A 17,391-nucleotide genomic window follows, 5' to 3' on the forward strand; every position below is an offset into this window, starting at 1 on the left:
CTCAGAATTGATGGCTTCTCCTGGAATCTGTGCGACTGCGCATTCCGAGGTATGCGCGTTATTGCTCCGGCATCGACGTCAGAACGACGAACGGCGGGTCGAGCGAAGGGTCGTACTTGAGTATGGTTCTCACGCCCTTCACCGGGATGGCCTCGGCGTCCATCCCCTTGCTCTTGAATCCTTGGTTGTTCACGTTGTTGTCCTGTTTGGTCACACTGCGACCACTGTATTCGCCGTCCGGGGCGGTGGTTTTGATAGGCAGCTTGAGGTCGTCGTTCGCTGCCGTGGGTGGACGGTCCAGCCACTCCTTTACCGCGGCCGCATTCTTGTCGATATTGCGCTGAGTCAGCTCTTGTGCCCGTTCGGCAGTTGTGAACGTGGACGCGCTGCCGATCGCTGGTTTGCCGTCCGGCCAGGAAGGCGTTGGCGGACCGCCTTGGTCCCGCAGGCGCTGAGCGAGCTGTTCGTCAGTCTTCCCCACGTGTTTATCGAGGGTATGCCCTCCGCCGAGCCACTCGTTGTTCGCCAAATCCATCTTGTAGACACCATTCTTGGCGTCCTCCGGGTTGGTCCACTGCTGCTCGTGCTTGAACTCGTTGAGCGCCCGGGTTCCAAATGCCTCGGCCCGTGCCTCCTCGGCGGTGTGCGTGGGCACACTGCGTTTGGCCTCTGCCAATGCTTCCTTGAGGTTGGTTAAGTCGGAGGCAAGGATGTGTATCTCGCGGTTGTAGGTTTCGACGGCGTGGTTCAGGCGGCCCGTGTCGATGTTGGCGATGAACTCCGCTGCAAGTTCGGGAAGTTCGGCGACCTTTTTGAAGGCGTCCAGCACGCCCTGCACTTCGAAGGTCTTCTTGGCCGCGTCCTTGTAGACGTCGGTGATCGTGGACCTGACCGTTGTCACTTCCGCGCTCACCCCCTCGCATGCGGATGCGACGTCTCGTGCGGTGTCTCGCAGGACGTCGAGCGCGGGCCGCTTCCCGTCCCTTTGGTTCCACTTGTGGCCGTGCCGCTCCTTGCCCCAAGCGGTGCTTCCCCAGATCGCGGAGCAGAAGGCCTTCATCGCGCTCTGCCACTCGTCGTTGCCCGGCGCGGGATTGGTGATGTACGCGATGGCGTCGTCGAAGGTGTCTGCGGACTTCTTGGCGTCCTTGGCAGCCTGGCGCCAGGCTTGGGCGATCTTGGGTAGGTCGACGTCGTCGCCGCCGGGCGTGATGTCGGCGACCCTCCCGTGCCGCAGCGCGTGGTTGAGGATCGGGCGCAGGACGTGGTCGCCGACCCAGCTCAGTGCCCCGGCGACCTCCTCGATGATCGCGTTGCCCCAGCCGTTTTCGGTGGGGGCGTTGCCCCAGCCGAGCTCGGCGACCGGGCCACCCGCGCCGGCCTTCTTGAGGACGTCAGGCAGGTTCTTCTTCGCCACCGCCGGAGCCAAAAGGTTCGTCGCGTGTTCTGCCTGCGCGTAGTTGTTTGCCGTGGCCGTGAGTCCGACGGCCGCGCCGCCGACGCCCCCCGTCGCGCTGTCCCACACATCGAGGAAGAGAGCTGCGACTTCGGCGTACGCCGTCGCAAAGGCCTCCGGGCCCGTTCCGCAACCCGCAGCGTGTGCGTAGCCGTCGAGTGTGTCGACGAGGCTCTTGGCCTGGTCCGCGAAGTTGTACTGGGCATTCCGCAGCATGTACGACGCGTAGTACACGTGCTTCGGCTGGACGTCGAAGCCAACGGCGTTGCCCGGCGGGGCGGGCTTCATCGCGGCCAGCTCGTCGGAGCGGTCGCGGCGTTCGGAGTTCCAGTCCCCTCGCGAGATGTCCCTGCCCTGGGGATCCTTGAGCGAGCCCGGTGAGGGGGCGGGGGTCGGACTCGAACCCGATGACGGGGATGACGGGGATCCGGATGACGGGGCAGGCAAAGACCCGCCGCCCGTCGGAGCCGGGGGCGTCGTGGAAGGCGACGGAGAAGGTGTCGACATCAGGCAGCCCCCCAGCCGCGCAGCACCGCCCTGTGCGCCGCCGCGTAGTTGGCGTGACCGGTGGTGACGTACGCGTGCAGCCACTTCTGGGCCGCCTGCAGGTCCTGGGCCGAGTGGTCCCATTCGTCGAGCTTGTCGACGAAGACCTCGCGGGTCTCGCCCTGCCAGGACAGGACGACCGGTTCGACACGGTCGTAGAGGTCGTCGAGCCTGCCGTTGAGCTTCCTGAGGATGTCCTCCAGCTCGGCGGCGAGGTCGTGGAGCGTGGTGAAGGACACCGCTATGTGGCCGTCGTCGGGCGACATCAATTCCCCCGTGTGGTGGATTCGTTGCTGGTCGCGGGCGCGCGAGGGGTCACATCGCGTCGAGGCCGCTGCGCGGGCGCGCGGACTCCTCCGCGGCCGGGTTCGGGGTAGAGAGCTTGTCCACCTCGCTTGTGATGTCCGTGGCGACCTGGATCCTGCGGAACTTCTCCAGGGTGTCCAGCTCCAGCTCGGAGAACCCGCCTCGGCTCATCCGCACCGCCTGTTCCAGGAACTCCATCACTTCACGGATGCGTACGGCGTCCTCCGCCGCCGCGCGATGGAACTTCCGGTACGTCTTGGCCGCAGGGCCGTGCCAGCCGGCCTCGATGCTGTCGACGACCGTGTCCATGCGCTCGACCTGCTTGGTCAGGTGGTCCTGCATATCGTGGAGATCCTCGGCGAGCTTTTTCAGTCCAGAGTCGGAAACCTGGAGATCCCGGTGTTCACCCGTCTGATCGCCCATGCGCGCCGTTCCCCCTCGTCACGTTGGCAACTTGGTTTTCATCGTACGACCGTTCGGGACACGGTCAGGGATGCCGTTACGGACTCAACGCATAAGTGGCTTGTTCTGCGCCGGAGGCGGGCACTACGTGAATCTGGGCATCGCCGCCGCCACGCCGCGCGGTCTGATCGTGCCGAACATCAAGGACGCGCACGCCAAGACCCTGCCCGAACTGGCGTCGTCACTGGGCGAGTTGGTGGCCACGGCCCGCGAGGGCAAGACGTCGCCGGGCGCCATGCAGGGCGGCACGGTGACGATCACGAACGTCGGCGTCTTCGGCGTCGACACGGGCACCCCGATCCTGAACCCCGGCGAGTCGGCGATCCTCGCCGTCGGAGCGATCAAGCTCCAGCCGTGGGTCCACAAGGGCAAGGTGAAGCCCCGTCAGGTCACGACCTTGGCCCTGTCCTTCGACCACCGTCTGGTGGACGGAGAGCTGGGCTCGAAGGTCCTGGCGGACGTGGCGGCGATTCTTGAGCAGCCCAAGCGGCTGATCACCTGGGCGTGAGCGAACAGCACGGGGCCGTCCCTGAGGGGTACGGCCCCGTGTGGCGTATTCAGGCCGCGATGGAAATACACGGAGACCTCGTCGTGACGCGACACCTCAGGCTGCGCCGCAGGTGGCTGGTGGATTGTGCTGTCGCTCCCGCTCTCCTGCTGGTCTCCTGTACCAGCGACGGTGGCACGCCGGAACGCGAGCGGTCGGCCTCCCACAGCGCGCGTACCCCGGATGCCGGTGGCCAGAAGAAGCTCACCACTCAGGCTCAGGCCGCCATCGCCGCAGCGGCGGACGACGGCACACTCCTGGAAGGCGGGGTCGAGAGCGTCGCGGACGGGGTGCACTCACGGCCGACCGTGGACCACGGCCGGCACTACCGACTGGCCGTCAGCTGCGCGGGCCTTGGGGACGCCGAAGCCATCTTCACCACCGAAGCGGGCGCCGTCACCAAAGTCATCTCCTGCGACACATCTGTCGTGCTCCAGCGCTTCACCGCGCCCGCCCGGACAATGCGCCTCGACATCTCCGGGAAGAAACGCTCGTCCGGGGTGATCGCCTGGCGGATCAACAGGATCTAGACCCGGCGAGCACGAACACCACCCCCCCGCCAGGAAGACGGGAAGCAAGCGCGAAGGGCCCGCCGCGGCATGCGGCGGGCCCCTCATTCATTCATTGAGCTGTCGAGGACTACTTCTTGAAGCCGTAGTCCATCAGCTTCTTCGCGTCCGCCGTGCGGTTCGTGACCGAGGAGGAGGCGAGGACCGTGCCGATGACCGTCTTGCCGTTGCGGGTGGCGGCGAAGACCAGGCAGTACTTGGCCTCGGGGCCCGAGCCGGTCTTGACGCCGATGGTGCCGGAGTAGCTGCCGAGCAGGTTGTTCGTGTTGGACCACGACATGTAGCGGTAGCCGCCGCTCTTCGTGGTGACCTTCTGCTTCGTCGACGTCGTCTTCACGACCGAGCGGAACGTGGAGTTCTTCATCGCGGACGACGCGATCTTCGTCAGGTCGCGCGGCGTCGAGTAGTTCGACCCGCTGCCGATGCCGTCGAACGAGTCGAAGTGCGTGTTCTTCAGGCCCATGTCCGTGGCGGCCTTGTTCATCTTGCCGATGAAGGACTTCACGCGGGCGGCGCGCGTGCTGCCGGAGCCGAACTTGTCGGCCAGGGCGTACGCGGCGTCGCAGCCGGACGGGAGCATGAGCCCGTAAAGGAGCTGGCGGACGGTGACCTTGTCGCCGACGATCAGGCGGGCCGACGACGCGTTCTTCGCGACGATGTAGTCGCTGTACGCCTTCTGGATCGTGACCTTGGAGTCCAGGTTCAGGTTCGACTGCGCCAGGACGACCTTCGCGGTCATGATCTTGGTGGTGGAGCCGGTGGACCGGCGGGTGTCGGCGGCCTTGGTGAACAGGCTTGTACCGGTCCCGTTGTTCATCACGTAGCCGCCCTTGGCGACGATCGTGGGGGTGGGCAGCGTGGCCGCCTGTGCGGAGGTGGCGAAGACCCCGCTCGCCAGGACCGCACCGGCGGTCACGGTGGCGGCGGCGGTTACGCGGCGAATGCCCTTGATGCGGGTTTTCAAGTTGAACGCTCCAAATGCCCCTGGAATGCGGCCGCATGAGGGCCGCTCGCTGAAGAGACTCACGAGTGCGGCGGATGGATGTGCCGTATTGCGCAGTATTTATGGCCAGGGAGCGGCCCCAGCCATTCGGGGGCGTCGCGTCCGCATCCTGGACGGCCGCCGACGATGCGTACGTGTTGTATCTATGATGTGCGCATGCCTTCAGCTCCCCCGTCCCCCGCCGCCGTCAAGCGACCACCGGCGGCCGACCGCGTCTACGACCACGTCAAGCGCAGCGTCCTCGAACGCCGCTACGAGGGCGGGACGTTGCTCACCGAGGGCGAGCTCGCCGAGGCCGTCGGGGTCTCCCGCACCCCGGTGCGCGAGGCGCTGCTCAAGCTGGAGGTCGAGGGGCTGATCAAGCTCTACCCGAAGAAGGGCGCCCTGGTCCTGGCCGTCTCCGCGCAGGAGATCGCGGACGTCGTCGAGACCCGCCTCCTCGTCGAGGAGCACTCCGTACGCAAGGCGGTCCCCGCGTCCGCGAGCCTGATCGCCCGCCTGGAGGAACTGCTCTCGCTCCAGCAGACCCAGGCCGCGGCGGGCGAGCTGGCCGACGCGGCCGGCACCGACCGCTGCTTCCACGCCGAGATCGTCCGCAGCGGAGGCAACGCGATCCTCTCCCGCCTCTACGACCAGCTGCGCGACCGTCAGCTGAGAATGGGCGTCGCCGTGATGCACTCGCACCCGGACCGGATCGCCAAGACACTCACCGAGCACGAGGAAATCCTCGACGCGCTGCGCGCGGGCGACGCCGAGGCCGCCGTCACCGTCGTCCGCCGCCACGTCGGCTGGTTCTCGAACCTGGCGCGGGGCGAGGTCCGATGAGCTCCGCAGGCACCGCGACGCTGCCCGGGGACCCGCCCGGCGGCCGCAGGGCCATGGGCGTCTGGTCCATAGGCGTCGCGGTCTACTTCGTCGCCGTCATCTTCCGCACCTCGCTGGGCGTCGCGGGCCTCGACGCCGTCGAACGCTTCCACATCAACGCCTCGGCGCTGTCCACGTTCTCGATCCTCCAGCTGCTCGTGTACGCGGGCATGCAGATACCCGTCGGCCTGATGGTCGACCGGCTCGGCACCAAGCGGGTCCTGACGATCGGCGTCGTCCTCTTCACCATCGGCCAGCTCGGCTTCGCGTTCTCGCCCTCGTACGGGACGGCCCTCGTCTCGCGCGCGCTGCTCGGCTGCGGCGACGCGATGACGTTCATCAGCGTCCTGCGGCTCGGCACGCGCTGGTTCCCCGCCCGGCGCGGGCCGCTGGTCGCGCAGCTCGCGGGACTCGTCGGCATGGCCGGCAACCTCGTGTCGACGCTCGTGATCGCCCGGCTGCTGCACGGCGTCGGCTGGGAGGCCGCGTTCGCCGGCAGCGCGCTCGCCGGTGTCGTCGTCCTCGTCCTGATGCTGCTCTTCCTCAAGGACCACCCGGAAGGCTTCGAGCCGGAGCCCGTGCGGCACACCGGCGGGGCCTTCGTGCGCGGACAGATCCTCGCGTCCTGGCGCGAGCCGGGGACGCGGCTCGGCCTGTGGGTGCACTTCACGACGCAGTTCCCGGCGATGGTGTTCCTGCTGCTGTGGGGCCTGCCGTTCCTGGTGGAGGCGCAGGGCCTCTCGCGCGGGACCGCCGGTGAACTGCTCACCCTCGTCGTGCTGTCCAACATGCTGATCGGGCTCGTCTACGGGCAGATCGTGGCCCGGCACCACACGGCCCGGCTGCCGCTCGCGCTCGGCACGGTCGCCGGTACGGCGGTGATGTGGGCCGTGACGATCGCCTACCCGGGGGACCATGCGCCGATGTGGCTGCTGGTCATGCTGTGCGTCGTGCTCGGGGCGTGCGGGCCCGCGTCCATGATCGGGTTCGACTTCGCGCGTCCGGCGAACCCGCCGGAGCGGCAGGGCACCGCGTCCGGGATCGTCAACATGGGCGGGTTCGTCGCGTCGATGACGACGCTCTTCGCGATCGGGGTCCTGCTGGACGCGACCGGCGACAACTACCGGATCGCGTTCTCCGCGGTGTTCGTGCTCGAGGCGCTCGGGGTGAGCCAGATCCTGCGGCTGCGCCGACGCGCGGACCGGCGCGAACGGGAGCGGCTTGTGGCCAGCCGGGTGGAGACGGTGCACGTGCCCGCTTGATGTGGGTGGGCCCTCGAATGCCGTTGCGCGGCACCGAGGGCTGTGCCCACCCTCCCCCAAGCTCTCGGCTTCGCTCGAGCAGGGGGGGACCCCCATCGCCCCGTGCGGAACGCCTGCCCACAGCGGGGGGCAGGAAGTGACGGGCTACGGCGTCGTGGACAGCGAGTTCAGGATCGCCTGGGCGAGGTCCAGGTCGCCCTCGGTCTTGATCCGGTCGGACACCGCGTCGGGCGTCACACGGCCGCAGGCCAGCCTGACGTACGTCTCCCAGTCGAGGGAGAGCGTGGCGGCCGGGCCCAGCGACGGGGCGCCGTCGATCGTGCCGCGCCCGTCCGCGTCGACGCGCACCGTGCGCAGGAACTCGACCGGCCCGTGCACATCGAAGACCACCGCCGAGTTCGCCGGTGCCGACGCGTCCTTCGCGACGACCTTGGGCAGCACGGCCAGCAGCATGTCGCGCGTGACGTAGGCGCCCGGCGAATCGAGGTTGCCCGGCCGGCCGGTGGCCACGCGCAGGTCCTGCTCGTGCACCCATACGTCGAACGCCCGCTTGCGCATGGCGAATTCGAGGGTCTCCTCCGTGCCGAGCGGCCCGCGCACCATCGCGGCCGGCTCACGCGACTCGTTGCGCAGCTGCCGGGAGCGCCGGATGATCGTGTACTCCAGCTCGGACGTCATCTCGGGCGCCGTGTGGTGGCGCCGCACGTCGACCTGCATCTCCATGTACCGCTGGTGCTCGTTCTGCACGTGGTAGAGGTCGCGCGGCAGCGTGTGGATGGGCCGCGGGTCACCGAGCATCTCGCAGTCGAGGCCGATGACGTGGGAGACGATGTCCCGCACCGACCAGCCGGGGCATGGCGTGGCCCGGTTCCATTCGCCCTCCACCAGGGGCGTCACCAGCTCGGATATCGCTTCGATGGAATGGGTCCAGGCATCGGCGTAGGACTGAAGACTGGGGTGGAGACTCACGGAACGGGACCCCTCGGGCGGTTGTGGCGCGGGCAGTGGGTGTCTTGGAACGTTAAGTTACGCTGCGGGCAGGCACCCCGGCAGTGCTTTCGTGTGACGATCGTAGGCCCGTGTGGACGGCTCGAATGCCAGGACGGTGGTAGTGTGCGCGCCTCGCTCATCCAGATCCGTGTAGATGATGACGAATCGCCCAATTCCCGTCGGCTGCGCGCCGCTTCGATGGTGCGGGATCAAGCCGGGTCCGCCGACCTCGTGGTCCTCCCCGAGCTGTGGACCACCGGCGCTTTCGCCTACGAGGCCTTCGCGACCGAGGCGGAGCCCCTGGAGGGCCCGACGTACGAGGCGATGGCGAAGGCCGCGAGCGACGCCGGCGTCTGGCTGCACGCGGGCACGATCCCCGAGCGCGCAGTGTCCGACAGCGGCTCCGCAGCGGGGGATGGACCGCTCTACAACACCGCGCTCGTCTTCTCCCCGGACGGCGAACTCGCCGCCGCCTACCGCAAGATCCACCGCTTCGGCTTCGACAAGGGCGAGGCCGTGCTGATGAGCGCGGGCGAGGAACTCGTCACCGTACGCCTGCCGGAGACCGTCCTCGGCGTCACCACCTGCTACGACCTGCGCTTCCCCGAGCTGTACCGGGGCCTGGTCGACCGGGGCGCCGAGACCTTCCTCGTCTCCGCGGGCTGGCCCGAGCGGCGCCGCGCGCACTGGACGCTGCTCGCCCAGGCGCGCGCCGTCGAGAACCAGGCGTACGTACTGGCCTGCGGCACCGCCGGTACGCACGCGGGGGTGCCGCAGGCCGGGCACAGCGTCGTCGTGGACCCCTGGGGCCAGATCGTCGCGGAGGCGGGGGCCGGCGAGGAGGTCCTCACCGTCGAGTTCGACGCGGCGGCCGTCGCCGGGACCCGCGAGCGGTTCCCGGCGCTCAAGGACCGCCGGCTGGGGCTGGAGCCGCCTCGGCGGTGAGGGGCCGTCAGCCGTCAGCCGTCCCCCCGCTCCTTCTCCGCCAGGTGGATCACGCACACCGCGACGGCGATGATCAGCGCCGGGTCTGCGTCCTCGCGGATGACGTCGACGCCGTACGTGTCGCGCACCCGGAGCCAGCGGCGCGAGATGTGGGCGAGCATCTCGCCGTCGTACTCGACGACGAACTCGCGGTCCAGGATCTTTCCGCTGACGTCGAGTTCGGTGCCGTCGATCAGCTCGACCCGGTAGTGGTTCCGCAGCAGCGACAGGCGCTTGCGCTTGATCTTGGCGAGGGCCTCGTCGCCTCGTTCGATGACCATCGTGTCGCGCAGGGCGAACATCTTCTCGTGGATGTCGATGAGCACCCGCCCGTCGGGCCCCTTCAGCTGGAAGGTGTCCCGCAGGCGCATCGCCTTGCCGTCGACGAGGAAGGCCTTGTGGCCCTGCTCGTCCTCGATCCAGTAGTCCTCGCCCACCGCGAAGAGCCGCTCTCGAACTTCGTATCTCATACGTCGAAGGGTGCCCAGCTCGCGCGGGAGGACTCTCCCCCCTCACCCGGGCGGCGGCGTCCCGAGGCGGCGGGCGAGGGGCGGCTCATGGGCGAGGACGTACCCCGTGGCGATCCCGACGCACACGACCGTGAACAGCGCGATGAGCCACGAGAGGAGCGTGAAGACGAGGCCCAGGGGGCCGAACTCGTTCACTGAGCGGTTCAGCGTGCGCGGCAGGTAGAAGCGCGACGCCCAGGCGAGGGCGACCACGCCCGTGCCGGTCAGGACGGCGCCCGGCAGCAGCGGCAGCCACCCGACGCGGCTGCCGAGCAGCAGATGTTGCGTCCACCACCACAGCAGGGTGCTCGACACGAACGACAGCAGCAGGCCGAGCCACCGGCCCAGCCCGAACCCGTCGTGCAGCAGCCCCTGGACCACGAGCGCGGCCAGCCACACGAGCAGCCACACCAGCCACCGCCACGCGATGAGGCGCAGGCCCGCGGGCGGTACGTGCCAGGAGCGCTCGCACACGCGTTGCAGGGCGCGGCTGCACGAGGTCGCCGACAGGAGGGTGACGAGGACTCCGACGGCCCCCGATGTGTCGCGCGTGGTGTCGTCGGGCGCCGCGAACACCTGCTGGACCTGGGCGAGGGCGGCGCCGGACAGGCCGAGCGCGTAGGTGGCCGACTCGACGAGGCGGTCCCGTACGGCGGACGGGGCGAACGCGGCGACGACGAAGAGCACGGGGACCGCCGTCAGAAAGGCCTGCGCGGCCAGCCGCGTCGAGGAGTCGAGGAGACTCACGTCCACCATCTGCCGGGTCAGGCGCGTGATGAACGGCAGCCGCTCCCGCAGCTCACCGGCCCGCGCGGCGCCCCACCGCGTGACCTTGGCCAGAGTTCCGGTGAGACCGCCGCGCGCGCTGTCGTCCCTCATAGCTGCCAAGCGTCGGTCACGCGCCGCCCACTCCGCCCGCAGACGCGCCGCCGGGCACCCGCTCGCCTGGTGACACCCTCGCCCATGCCTAGTGGCACCCTTGAACCATGAACGATGTCGACCCCGCACCCCGTCGCGCCCGTGTCCGTGCCCCCGAGCTCATCGGCAAGGGCGGCTGGCTCAATACGGGCGGTAAGCAGTACACCCTGGCCGATTTGCGGGGACGCATCGTCATTCTGGATTTCTGGACATTTTGTTGCGTGAATTGTCTGCACGTCCTCGACGAGCTGCGTGAGCTCGAGGAGAAGCACCGCGACACCGTCGTGATCGTCGGGGTGCACTCGCCGAAGTTCGTGCACGAGGCCGAGCACGCCGCCGTGGTCGACGCCGTCGAGCGGTACAACGTCGAGCACCCCGTCCTCGACGACCCCGAGCTGGCGACCTGGAAGCAGTACGCCGTGCGGGCCTGGCCCACGCTCGCGGTGATCGACCCCGAGGGGTACGTCGTCGCGCAGCACGCCGGTGAGGGGCACGCCCACGCCATCGAGCAGCTGGTCGAGCAGCTGGAGGCCGAGCACGGGGCGAAGGGGACGCTGCGCCGCGGCGACGGTCCGTATGTCGCGCCCGAGCCGGTCGCGACGGATCTGCGGTTCCCGGGCAAGGCGCTCGTGCTGCCGTCCGGGAACTTCCTGGTCTCCGACACGACCCGGCACCAGCTCGTCGAGCTGGCCGCGGACGGCGAGAGCGTCGTGCGGCGGATCGGCTCGCCCGGCGAATTCAACGAGCCGCAGGGCCTCGCGCTGCTCGACGACGCGACCGTCGTCGTGGCCGACACGGTGCATCACTCGCTGAAGGCCGTGGACCTCGCGAGCGGGGACGTCACGACGCTCGCGGGCACCGGCAAGCAGTGGTGGCAGGGCGCGCCGACCGACGGCCCCGCCCTTGAGGTGTCGCTGTCCTCACCGTGGGACGTCGCCGTCTTCGGCGGCAAGGTGTGGATCGCCATGGCGGGCGTGCACCAGCTGTGGACGTACGACCCGCAGACGGAGCGGGTCGCCGTGGCGGCGGGGACGACGAACGAAGGGCTCGTCGACGGGCCGGGGGCCGAGGCGTGGTTCGCGCAGCCGTCCGGGCTCGCGGCGACCGAGGAGCGGCTGTGGGTGGCCGACTCGGAGACGTCCGCGCTGCGGTACGTCGACCTGGACGGCGCCGTGCACACGGCGGTCGGTACGGGTCTCTTCGACTTCGGGCACCGGGACGGCGCCGCCGAACAGGCCCTGTTCCAGCACCCGTTGGGCGTGACCGCCCTGCCGGACGGCTCGGTCGCCGTCTCGGACACGTACAACCACGCCCTGCGCCGCTACGACCCGGCGACCGGTGAGGTCACCACGCTGGCGACGGATCTGCGGGAGCCGAGCGACGCCGTGCTCGTGGGGGACGACGTTCCAGAGATCGTCGTGGTGGAGTCGGCGCGGCACCGGCTGACGCGGCTGCGGCTTCCGGAGGAGGCCGTGCGGGTCGAGTCGGTCGCGCACCGGACGCAGCGCGCGGCGACCGAAGTCGCCGCGGGCAAGCTCCAGTTGGACGTGATCTTCCAGGCACCGGCGGGTCAGAAGCTCGACACGCGGTACGGGCCCTCGACCCGGCTCCTGGTCTCCTCCACCCCGCCCGAGCTGCTGGTCGCGGGGGACGGGGCGGACTCGGACCTGACGCGCGAGCTGGTCCTGAACCCGGAGGTCACGGAAGGCGTCCTGCATGTGTCGGCGATGGCCGCCTCGTGCGACGACGACCCGGCCAACGAGTACCCGGCCTGCCACGTCCACCAGCAGGACTGGGGCGTGCCGGTCCGGCTCACCGAGGGTGGCGCGGACCGGCTGCCGCTGGTGCTCGCGGGCCTGGACGACCGGGGCTGACCCGGGCTGTCGGGGGCTGACCGGTGCGGCCGGTCAGCCCTCCAGGAACGCCGCGAGCGCGTTGGCGAGGAGGAACGGGTCGTCGGCGGCGCACAGTTCGCGGACGCTGTGCATGGACAGGATCGCCACGCCGATGTCGACGGTCTTGATGCCGTGCCGGGCGGCCGTGATCGGGCCGATCGTGGTGCCGCAGGGCATGGCGTTGTTGGAGACGAACGACTGGAAGGGGACGCCGGCCTTCTCGCAGGCGGCGGCGAACACGGCGCGGCCCGAACCGTCGGTGGCGTAGCGGTTGTTGACGTTGACCTTGAGGATGGGACCGCCGCCGGCGCGCGGGTGGTGGGTGGGGTCGTGGCGCTCGGCGTAGTTGGGGTGCACGGCGTGCCCGGTGTCGGACGACAGGCACACCGTCCCGGCGAAGGCGCGGGCCTTGTCCTCGTAAGAGCCTCCGCGCGCGAACACCGAACGCTCCAGGACGCCGCCGAGCAGCGGCCCGTCGGCGCCGGTGTCGGACTGCGACCCGTTCTCCTCGTGGTCGAAGGCGGCGAGGACCGGGATGTACGGGAGGTCGTCGGAGGCGGAGACGGCGGCGAGTGCGGCCGTTCCCGCGTGCACGGACAGGAGGTTGTCCATGCGGGGCCCGGCGACGAGCTCCTTGTCGCGGCCGAGGTAGGAGGGCGGCTCGATGGGGTGCGTCATCAGGTCCCAGCCCGTGACGTCGCCCTCGGCGAGCCCGTACTCCTCCTCCAGGAAGCGGATCAGGCCGCCCTCGTGGACGTCGTCGCCCAGGCCCCAGATGGGCTGCATGTGCTTCTGCTTGTCGAGCTTGAGGCCGTCGGTGTGGACGGAGCGGTCCATGTGGATGGCGAGCTGCGGCACGCGCAGCAGCGCCCGGTCGACGTTCACGAGCCGCGTCGACCCTCCCCCAGAGCCGAAAGCCTGGGAGATGCCCCCACGCAGCGTGAGCCGGCCCGCGAGTCCGAGGTCCCGGTCGAGCCAGGAGTTGAGGAGCGGTCCGCCGTAGATCTCGACGGCGACCTGCCGCCAGCCCTGTGAGCCCATGTCGGGCAGCGGCTTGACCCGCAGGTTCGGCGAGTCGGTGTGCGCGCCGACGATGCGGAAGGGGGTGTGCGGCGCGGCGCCCTCGGGGACGTACCACGCCACGATCGCGCCGCCGCGCGTCACGTACTTGCCGCCCGTGGACCCGTCCCACGCGTCGGTCTCGGCGACCTGGCGGAATCCGGCCTTCTCCAGGCGCGCGGCGGCGTTCGCCACGGCGTGGTACGGCGAGGGGCTGGCCGCGAGGAAGGACATCAGGTCGTCGGTGTGACCGCGGTCGAAGCGGGAGGGGTTGCTCATGCGGGCCAGCCTAACGAGCCCTGCGCCCGGCGCGCGGGGGGTCCGCACGGGGGTTCGCCCGATCCCGACACGACGGCGCCGCCACCCGGAAGTGTCCGGGTGGCGGCGCCGATGACTACAGGGAGGCCGGAGGCTAGAACGCGGCCTCGTCCAGCTCCATCAGGTCGAGGTCGACCTTCTCGGAGAGACGGCGCTCCAGGCCCACGCCCGGCAGGACGTTCGCGGCGAAGAACTTCGCGGCGGCGATCTTGCCCTGGTAGAAGGCCACGTCCTTGGCGGAGGCGGTCTCCAGCTTCTCGGCGGCGACGGCCGCGCCGCGCAGCAGCAGGAAGCCGACGACCACGTCGCCGGAGGCGAGCAGCAGGCGGGTGGTGTTGAGGCCCACCTTGTAGATGTTCTTGGTGTCTTGCTCGGTGGCCGCGAGGTCGGTCAACATGACGCCGACGATGGCCTCCAGTTCGACGGCCGCCTTGGCGAGCGCCTCGCGGGCCGGGGCGAGCTCCTCGCCGCCCGTGCCGACCGCGAGGAACTTCTTGATCTCCTCGGCGAGGCCGTTGAGCGCGGCGCCCTGGTTGCGGACGATCTTCCGGAAGAAGAAGTCCTGGCCCTGGATCGCGGTGGTGCCCTCGTAGAGGGTGTCGATCTTGGCGTCGCGGATGTACTGCTCGATCGGGTACTCCTGGAGGTAACCCGAGCCGCCGAACGTCTGGAGCGACTGCGCGAGCTGCTCGTAGGCCTTCTCCGAGCCGTAGCCCTTCACGATCGGCAGGAGGAGGTCGTTGAGGGCGTGGAGCTGGGACGCGTCCTCGCCCGTGGCCTCCTTGACCGCGATGTCGTCCTGGACGGCGGCGGTGTGCAGCACGAGCGCGCGCATGCCCTCCGCGTACGCCTTCTGCGTCATGAGCGAGCGGCGCACGTCCGGGTGGTGCGTGATGGTGACCTTGGGGGCGGTCTTGTCCATGAACTGGGCCAGGTCGGGGCCCTGGACGCGCTCCTTGGCGTACTCAAGGGCGTTCAGGTAGCCCGTCGACAGCGTGGAGATCGCCTTCGTGCCGACCATCATGCGGGCGAACTCGATGATGCGGAACATCTGGCGGATGCCGTCGTGCTTGTCGCCGATGAGCCAGCCCTTGGCGGGGTGCTGGTCGCCGAACGTCATCTCGCACGTGTTGGAGGCCTTGAGGCCCATCTTGTGCTCGACGTTCGTCGCGTAGACGCCGTTGCGCTCGCCCAGCTCGCCGGTCTCCCAGTCGAAGTGGAACTTGGGGACCAGGAAGAGGGAGAGGCCCTTGGTGCCGGGGCCGTGGCCCTCGGGGCGCGCGAGCACGTAGTGAAGGATGTTCTCCGACATGTCGTGCTCACCGGACGTGATGAAGCGCTTCACGCCCTCGATGTGCCAGGAGCCGTCCTCCTGCTGGACGGCCTTGGTGCGGCCGGCGCCCACGTCCGAACCGGCGTCCGGCTCGGTCAGGACCATCGTCGAGCCCCACTGCTTCTCGACGGCGATCTCGGCGACCTTCTTCTGCGCCTCGTTGCCCTCCTCGAAGAGGATGCCGGCGAACGCCGGGCCGGAGCAGTACATCCAGATCGCGGGGTTGGAGCCGAGCAGCAGCTCCGCGTAGGCCCAGATCAGGGAGCGCGGCGAGGTGGTGCCGCCGATCTCCTCGGGCAGGCCGAGGCGCCAGTATTCGGAGTCCATGAAGGCCTGGTACGACTTCTTGAAGCTCGCCGGTACCGGAGCGGTGTTGGTCTCCGGGTCGAAGACCGGCGGGTTGCGGTCGGCGTCCGTGAAGGACTCGGCCAGCTCGTTCTCGGCGAGGCGGGCGACCTCGTCGAGGATGCTCTTGGCGGTGTCGACGTCCATCTCCGCGAACGGGCCGCTGCCGTACAGCTTGTCGCGCCCGAGTACCTCGAAGAGGTTGAACTCGATGTCGCGGAGATTCGACTTGTAGTGCCCCATGGCGACGGCTCCGTTTGGCTGGTAAGCGGGATCTTCGTAAACACGCACTACTCGCAAGTAGCAAGCGCCTACGATGATGCTACCCGTCGGTAATAACGCGCAACCCCTGATCCGCCAATGTGAGCAGGGTCTAACGGCGCCCGCGGCCCGGCCCCCTCTCGGTAGTCTGGCCCTCATGTACGGCTACGACCAGACCGCGGGACCCGGGCAGCAGTACGCGCCGCCCCAGCAGGGCATGCAGGGCGGGTACGGCCAGCAGGCGCCGCCGCTCTATCCGGAGCCGTCACCTCCGTCGCTGGCGGACGCGGTCCGCGCCTTCACCACGGGCTCGATGTCCGCCGAGGACTTCCAGCAGATCTTCGCCACGTCGAAGGTCTACTGTCCGCGCGGCGACAATCCGGGCTTCCTCGCGCTGCACAACACCCAGCAGCCGGTCATCCCGATGTTCACCTCGCTCAAGGAGCTGCGCAGGTACGCGGGCAAGGAGTCCAAGTATTTCGTGATCACCGGCGCCGAGGTGATCGACCTGCTCCCGACCGGGTACGGCTTCGTCCTCGACATGGAGGGCGAGCACCGGATGGTCTTCGACGCCAAGGCGGTCGAGCAGATGGTCGACTTCGCGATGCGCCGTATGTATGGCTAGACGCCGCCACGCAGGCAGGCACCCGAGACGCCCGGAGGGAATTCCCTCCGGGCGTTCCGTGTTCCAGGTGGCAGAAAGTTCTACGTTCAACTAAACTCGGAGCACAAGGAGGTCCCGACATGCCTGCAGTGACCGTCGAAAACCCGCTGACCCTGCCCCGTGTGGCCGCGTCCGCCGACGCCGTCGCCCGGCCCGTACTGGCCGTGACGACCGCGCCCAGCGGATTCGAGGGCGAGGGGTTCCCGGTGCGCCGAGCGTTCGCCGGGATCAACTACAAGTACCTCGACCCGTTCATCATGATGGACCAGATGGGCGAGGTGGAGTACGCGCCCGGAGAGCCCAAGGGCACGCCGTGGCACCCGCACCGTGGCTTCGAGACCGTCACCTACATCATCGACGGCACCTTCGTTCACCAGGACTCCAACGGTGGCGGCGGCACCATCACCAACGGCGACACCCAGTGGATGACGGCCGGCTCGGGCCTCCTGCACATCGAGGCGCCGCCGGAGGCGCTCGTCATGTCCGGCGGGCTCTTCCACGGACTCCAGCTGTGGGTGAACCTCCCGGCCGCCGACAAGATGAAGGACCCCCGCTACCAGGACATCCGCGGTGGCCAGGTCAAGCTCCTCACCACCGCCGACGGCGGCGCGCTGCTGCGCGTCATCGCCGGTGAGCTCGACGGCCACGACGGCCCCGGCGTCACGCACACGCCGATCACGATGGTCCACGCGACCGTCCGCCCCGGCGCCGAGCTGACGCTGCCGTGGCGCGAGGAGTTCAACGGCCTCGCCTACGTCCTCGCCGGCCGCGGCACCGTCGGCACCGACCGCAGGCCGGTCCACATGGGCCAGACCGCCGTCTTCGGCGCGGGCTCCTCGCTGACCGTCCGCGCGGACGAGACGCAGGACTCCCACACCCCGGACCTCGAGGTCGTCCTCCTGGGCGGCCGCCCGATCCGGGAGCCGATGGCGCACTACGGTCCGTTCGTCATGAACACCCGCGACGAACTCCAGCAGGCGTTCGACGACTTCCAGGCGGGCCGCCTCGGCGTCATCCCGGGAGAGCGGATCCCGCACACGTAAGCGGTATCTGATTGCCCGTCACCCGCGTGGCCCCGTCCGGAAGGTCGGGGCCACGCG

At 69.3% G+C, this 17,391-nt stretch carries 16 protein-coding genes and 1 pseudogene; 8 read left to right on the plus strand and 9 right to left on the minus strand.

Annotation, left to right across the window (positions count from 1 at the left end; all coding sequences use genetic code 11):
* Window positions 1-58 precede the first annotated feature (58 nt).
* From AC07EJ_RS16720 to AC07EJ_RS16730, 3 genes are all read right to left on the minus strand, one after another.
* Window positions 59-1,744, minus strand: a complete 1,686-nt coding sequence (locus tag AC07EJ_RS16720) for an RNase A-like domain-containing protein (protein WP_389478973.1) — start codon at window positions 1,742-1,744, stop codon at window positions 59-61.
* Window positions 1,745-1,962: 218 nt separating this feature from the next.
* Window positions 1,963-2,268 carry a WXG100 family type VII secretion target gene (locus AC07EJ_RS16725; protein ID WP_389478975.1) on the minus strand — a complete coding sequence of 102 codons (306 nt, stop codon included), beginning with the start codon at window positions 2,266-2,268 and terminating at the stop codon, window positions 1,963-1,965.
* Between the two features lie 49 nt (window positions 2,269-2,317).
* Entirely contained in the window at window positions 2,318-2,731 is a 414-nt protein-coding gene (locus AC07EJ_RS16730; RefSeq protein WP_389478977.1) for a WXG100 family type VII secretion target, read from the minus strand.
* A 121-nt stretch (window positions 2,732-2,852) separates the two neighbouring features.
* Between AC07EJ_RS16730 and AC07EJ_RS16735 the strand changes: the two are divergent.
* Both AC07EJ_RS16735 and AC07EJ_RS16740 read left to right on the plus strand, forming a co-directional pair.
* Window positions 2,853-3,278 (plus strand): annotated as a pseudogene (locus tag AC07EJ_RS16735) (2-oxo acid dehydrogenase subunit E2); the annotation flags it as partial.
* A gap of 83 nt (window positions 3,279-3,361) precedes the next feature.
* The gene (locus AC07EJ_RS16740) at window positions 3,362-3,847 is read left to right on the plus strand and encodes a hypothetical protein (protein ID WP_389478978.1); all 486 of its coding nucleotides are present in this window, start codon (window positions 3,362-3,364) and stop codon (window positions 3,845-3,847) included.
* A gap of 109 nt (window positions 3,848-3,956) precedes the next feature.
* On the opposite strand, the gene AC07EJ_RS16745 is transcribed toward AC07EJ_RS16740, so the two are convergent.
* A complete protein-coding gene (locus AC07EJ_RS16745; RefSeq protein ID WP_326774890.1) occupies window positions 3,957-4,850 on the minus strand; it encodes a D-alanyl-D-alanine carboxypeptidase family protein in 894 nt (297 codons plus the stop codon).
* Between the two features lie 195 nt (window positions 4,851-5,045).
* Between AC07EJ_RS16745 and AC07EJ_RS16750 the strand changes: the two genes are divergently transcribed.
* Together AC07EJ_RS16750 and AC07EJ_RS16755 are read left to right on the plus strand one after the other, a co-directional pair.
* Window positions 5,046-5,714: a GntR family transcriptional regulator gene (locus tag AC07EJ_RS16750; RefSeq protein ID WP_389478980.1), complete on the plus strand. Its 669-nt coding sequence runs from the start codon at window positions 5,046-5,048 to the stop codon at window positions 5,712-5,714.
* Window positions 5,711-7,015, plus strand: coding sequence for an MFS transporter (locus tag AC07EJ_RS16755; protein WP_389478982.1), 1,305 nt, complete (start codon window positions 5,711-5,713; stop codon window positions 7,013-7,015). Before AC07EJ_RS16750 ends, AC07EJ_RS16755 begins: the two co-directional genes overlap by 4 nt.
* Window positions 7,016-7,159: 144 nt before the next feature.
* Here the strand turns inward: AC07EJ_RS16755 and AC07EJ_RS16760 are convergent, their stop codons facing one another.
* Window positions 7,160-7,984, minus strand: a complete 825-nt coding sequence (locus AC07EJ_RS16760; RefSeq protein ID WP_389478984.1) for a maleylpyruvate isomerase family mycothiol-dependent enzyme — start codon at window positions 7,982-7,984, stop codon at window positions 7,160-7,162.
* 144 nt (window positions 7,985-8,128) lie between these two features.
* Here AC07EJ_RS16760 and AC07EJ_RS16765 point away from each other — a divergent pair, with 144 nt between their 5' ends.
* Entirely contained in the window at window positions 8,129-8,950 is an 822-nt protein-coding gene (locus AC07EJ_RS16765; protein WP_389478986.1) for a carbon-nitrogen family hydrolase, read from the plus strand.
* 14 nt (window positions 8,951-8,964) lie between these two features.
* Here the strand turns inward: AC07EJ_RS16765 and AC07EJ_RS16770 are convergent, their stop codons facing one another.
* Both AC07EJ_RS16770 and AC07EJ_RS16775 read right to left on the minus strand, forming a co-directional pair.
* A complete protein-coding gene (locus tag AC07EJ_RS16770; RefSeq protein ID WP_389478988.1) occupies window positions 8,965-9,459 on the minus strand; it encodes an LURP-one-related/scramblase family protein in 495 nt (164 codons plus the stop codon).
* 42 nt (window positions 9,460-9,501) lie between these two features.
* A complete protein-coding gene (locus tag AC07EJ_RS16775) occupies window positions 9,502-10,377 on the minus strand; it encodes a YhjD/YihY/BrkB family envelope integrity protein (RefSeq protein WP_389478990.1) in 876 nt (291 codons plus the stop codon).
* 107 nt (window positions 10,378-10,484) lie between these two features.
* Here AC07EJ_RS16775 and AC07EJ_RS16780 point away from each other — a divergent pair, with 107 nt between their 5' ends.
* The gene (locus tag AC07EJ_RS16780; RefSeq protein ID WP_478884440.1) at window positions 10,485-12,290 is read left to right on the plus strand and encodes a thioredoxin-like domain-containing protein; all 1,806 of its coding nucleotides are present in this window, start codon (window positions 10,485-10,487) and stop codon (window positions 12,288-12,290) included.
* A gap of 33 nt (window positions 12,291-12,323) precedes the next feature.
* Here the strand turns inward: AC07EJ_RS16780 and AC07EJ_RS16785 are convergent, their stop codons facing one another.
* Window positions 12,324-13,649: a M18 family aminopeptidase gene (locus tag AC07EJ_RS16785; protein WP_478884441.1), complete on the minus strand. Its 1,326-nt coding sequence runs from the start codon at window positions 13,647-13,649 to the stop codon at window positions 12,324-12,326.
* 133 nt (window positions 13,650-13,782) lie between these two features.
* Entirely contained in the window at window positions 13,783-15,609 is a 1,827-nt protein-coding gene (locus tag AC07EJ_RS16790; protein WP_389478996.1) for an acyl-CoA dehydrogenase, read from the minus strand.
* 175 nt (window positions 15,610-15,784) lie between these two features.
* Between AC07EJ_RS16790 and AC07EJ_RS16795 the strand changes: the two genes are divergently transcribed.
* Window positions 15,785-16,252 (plus strand): SseB family protein, encoded by a 468-nt coding sequence (locus AC07EJ_RS16795; protein ID WP_100596474.1) that lies wholly within the window; start codon window positions 15,785-15,787, stop codon window positions 16,250-16,252.
* Window positions 16,253-16,371: 119 nt separating this feature from the next.
* A complete protein-coding gene (locus tag AC07EJ_RS16800) occupies window positions 16,372-17,334 on the plus strand; it encodes a pirin family protein (RefSeq protein ID WP_389478999.1) in 963 nt (320 codons plus the stop codon).
* Window positions 17,335-17,391: the final 57 nt, after the last annotated feature.

It is taken from the genome of Streptomyces sp. NPDC045026 (assembly GCF_056432625.1).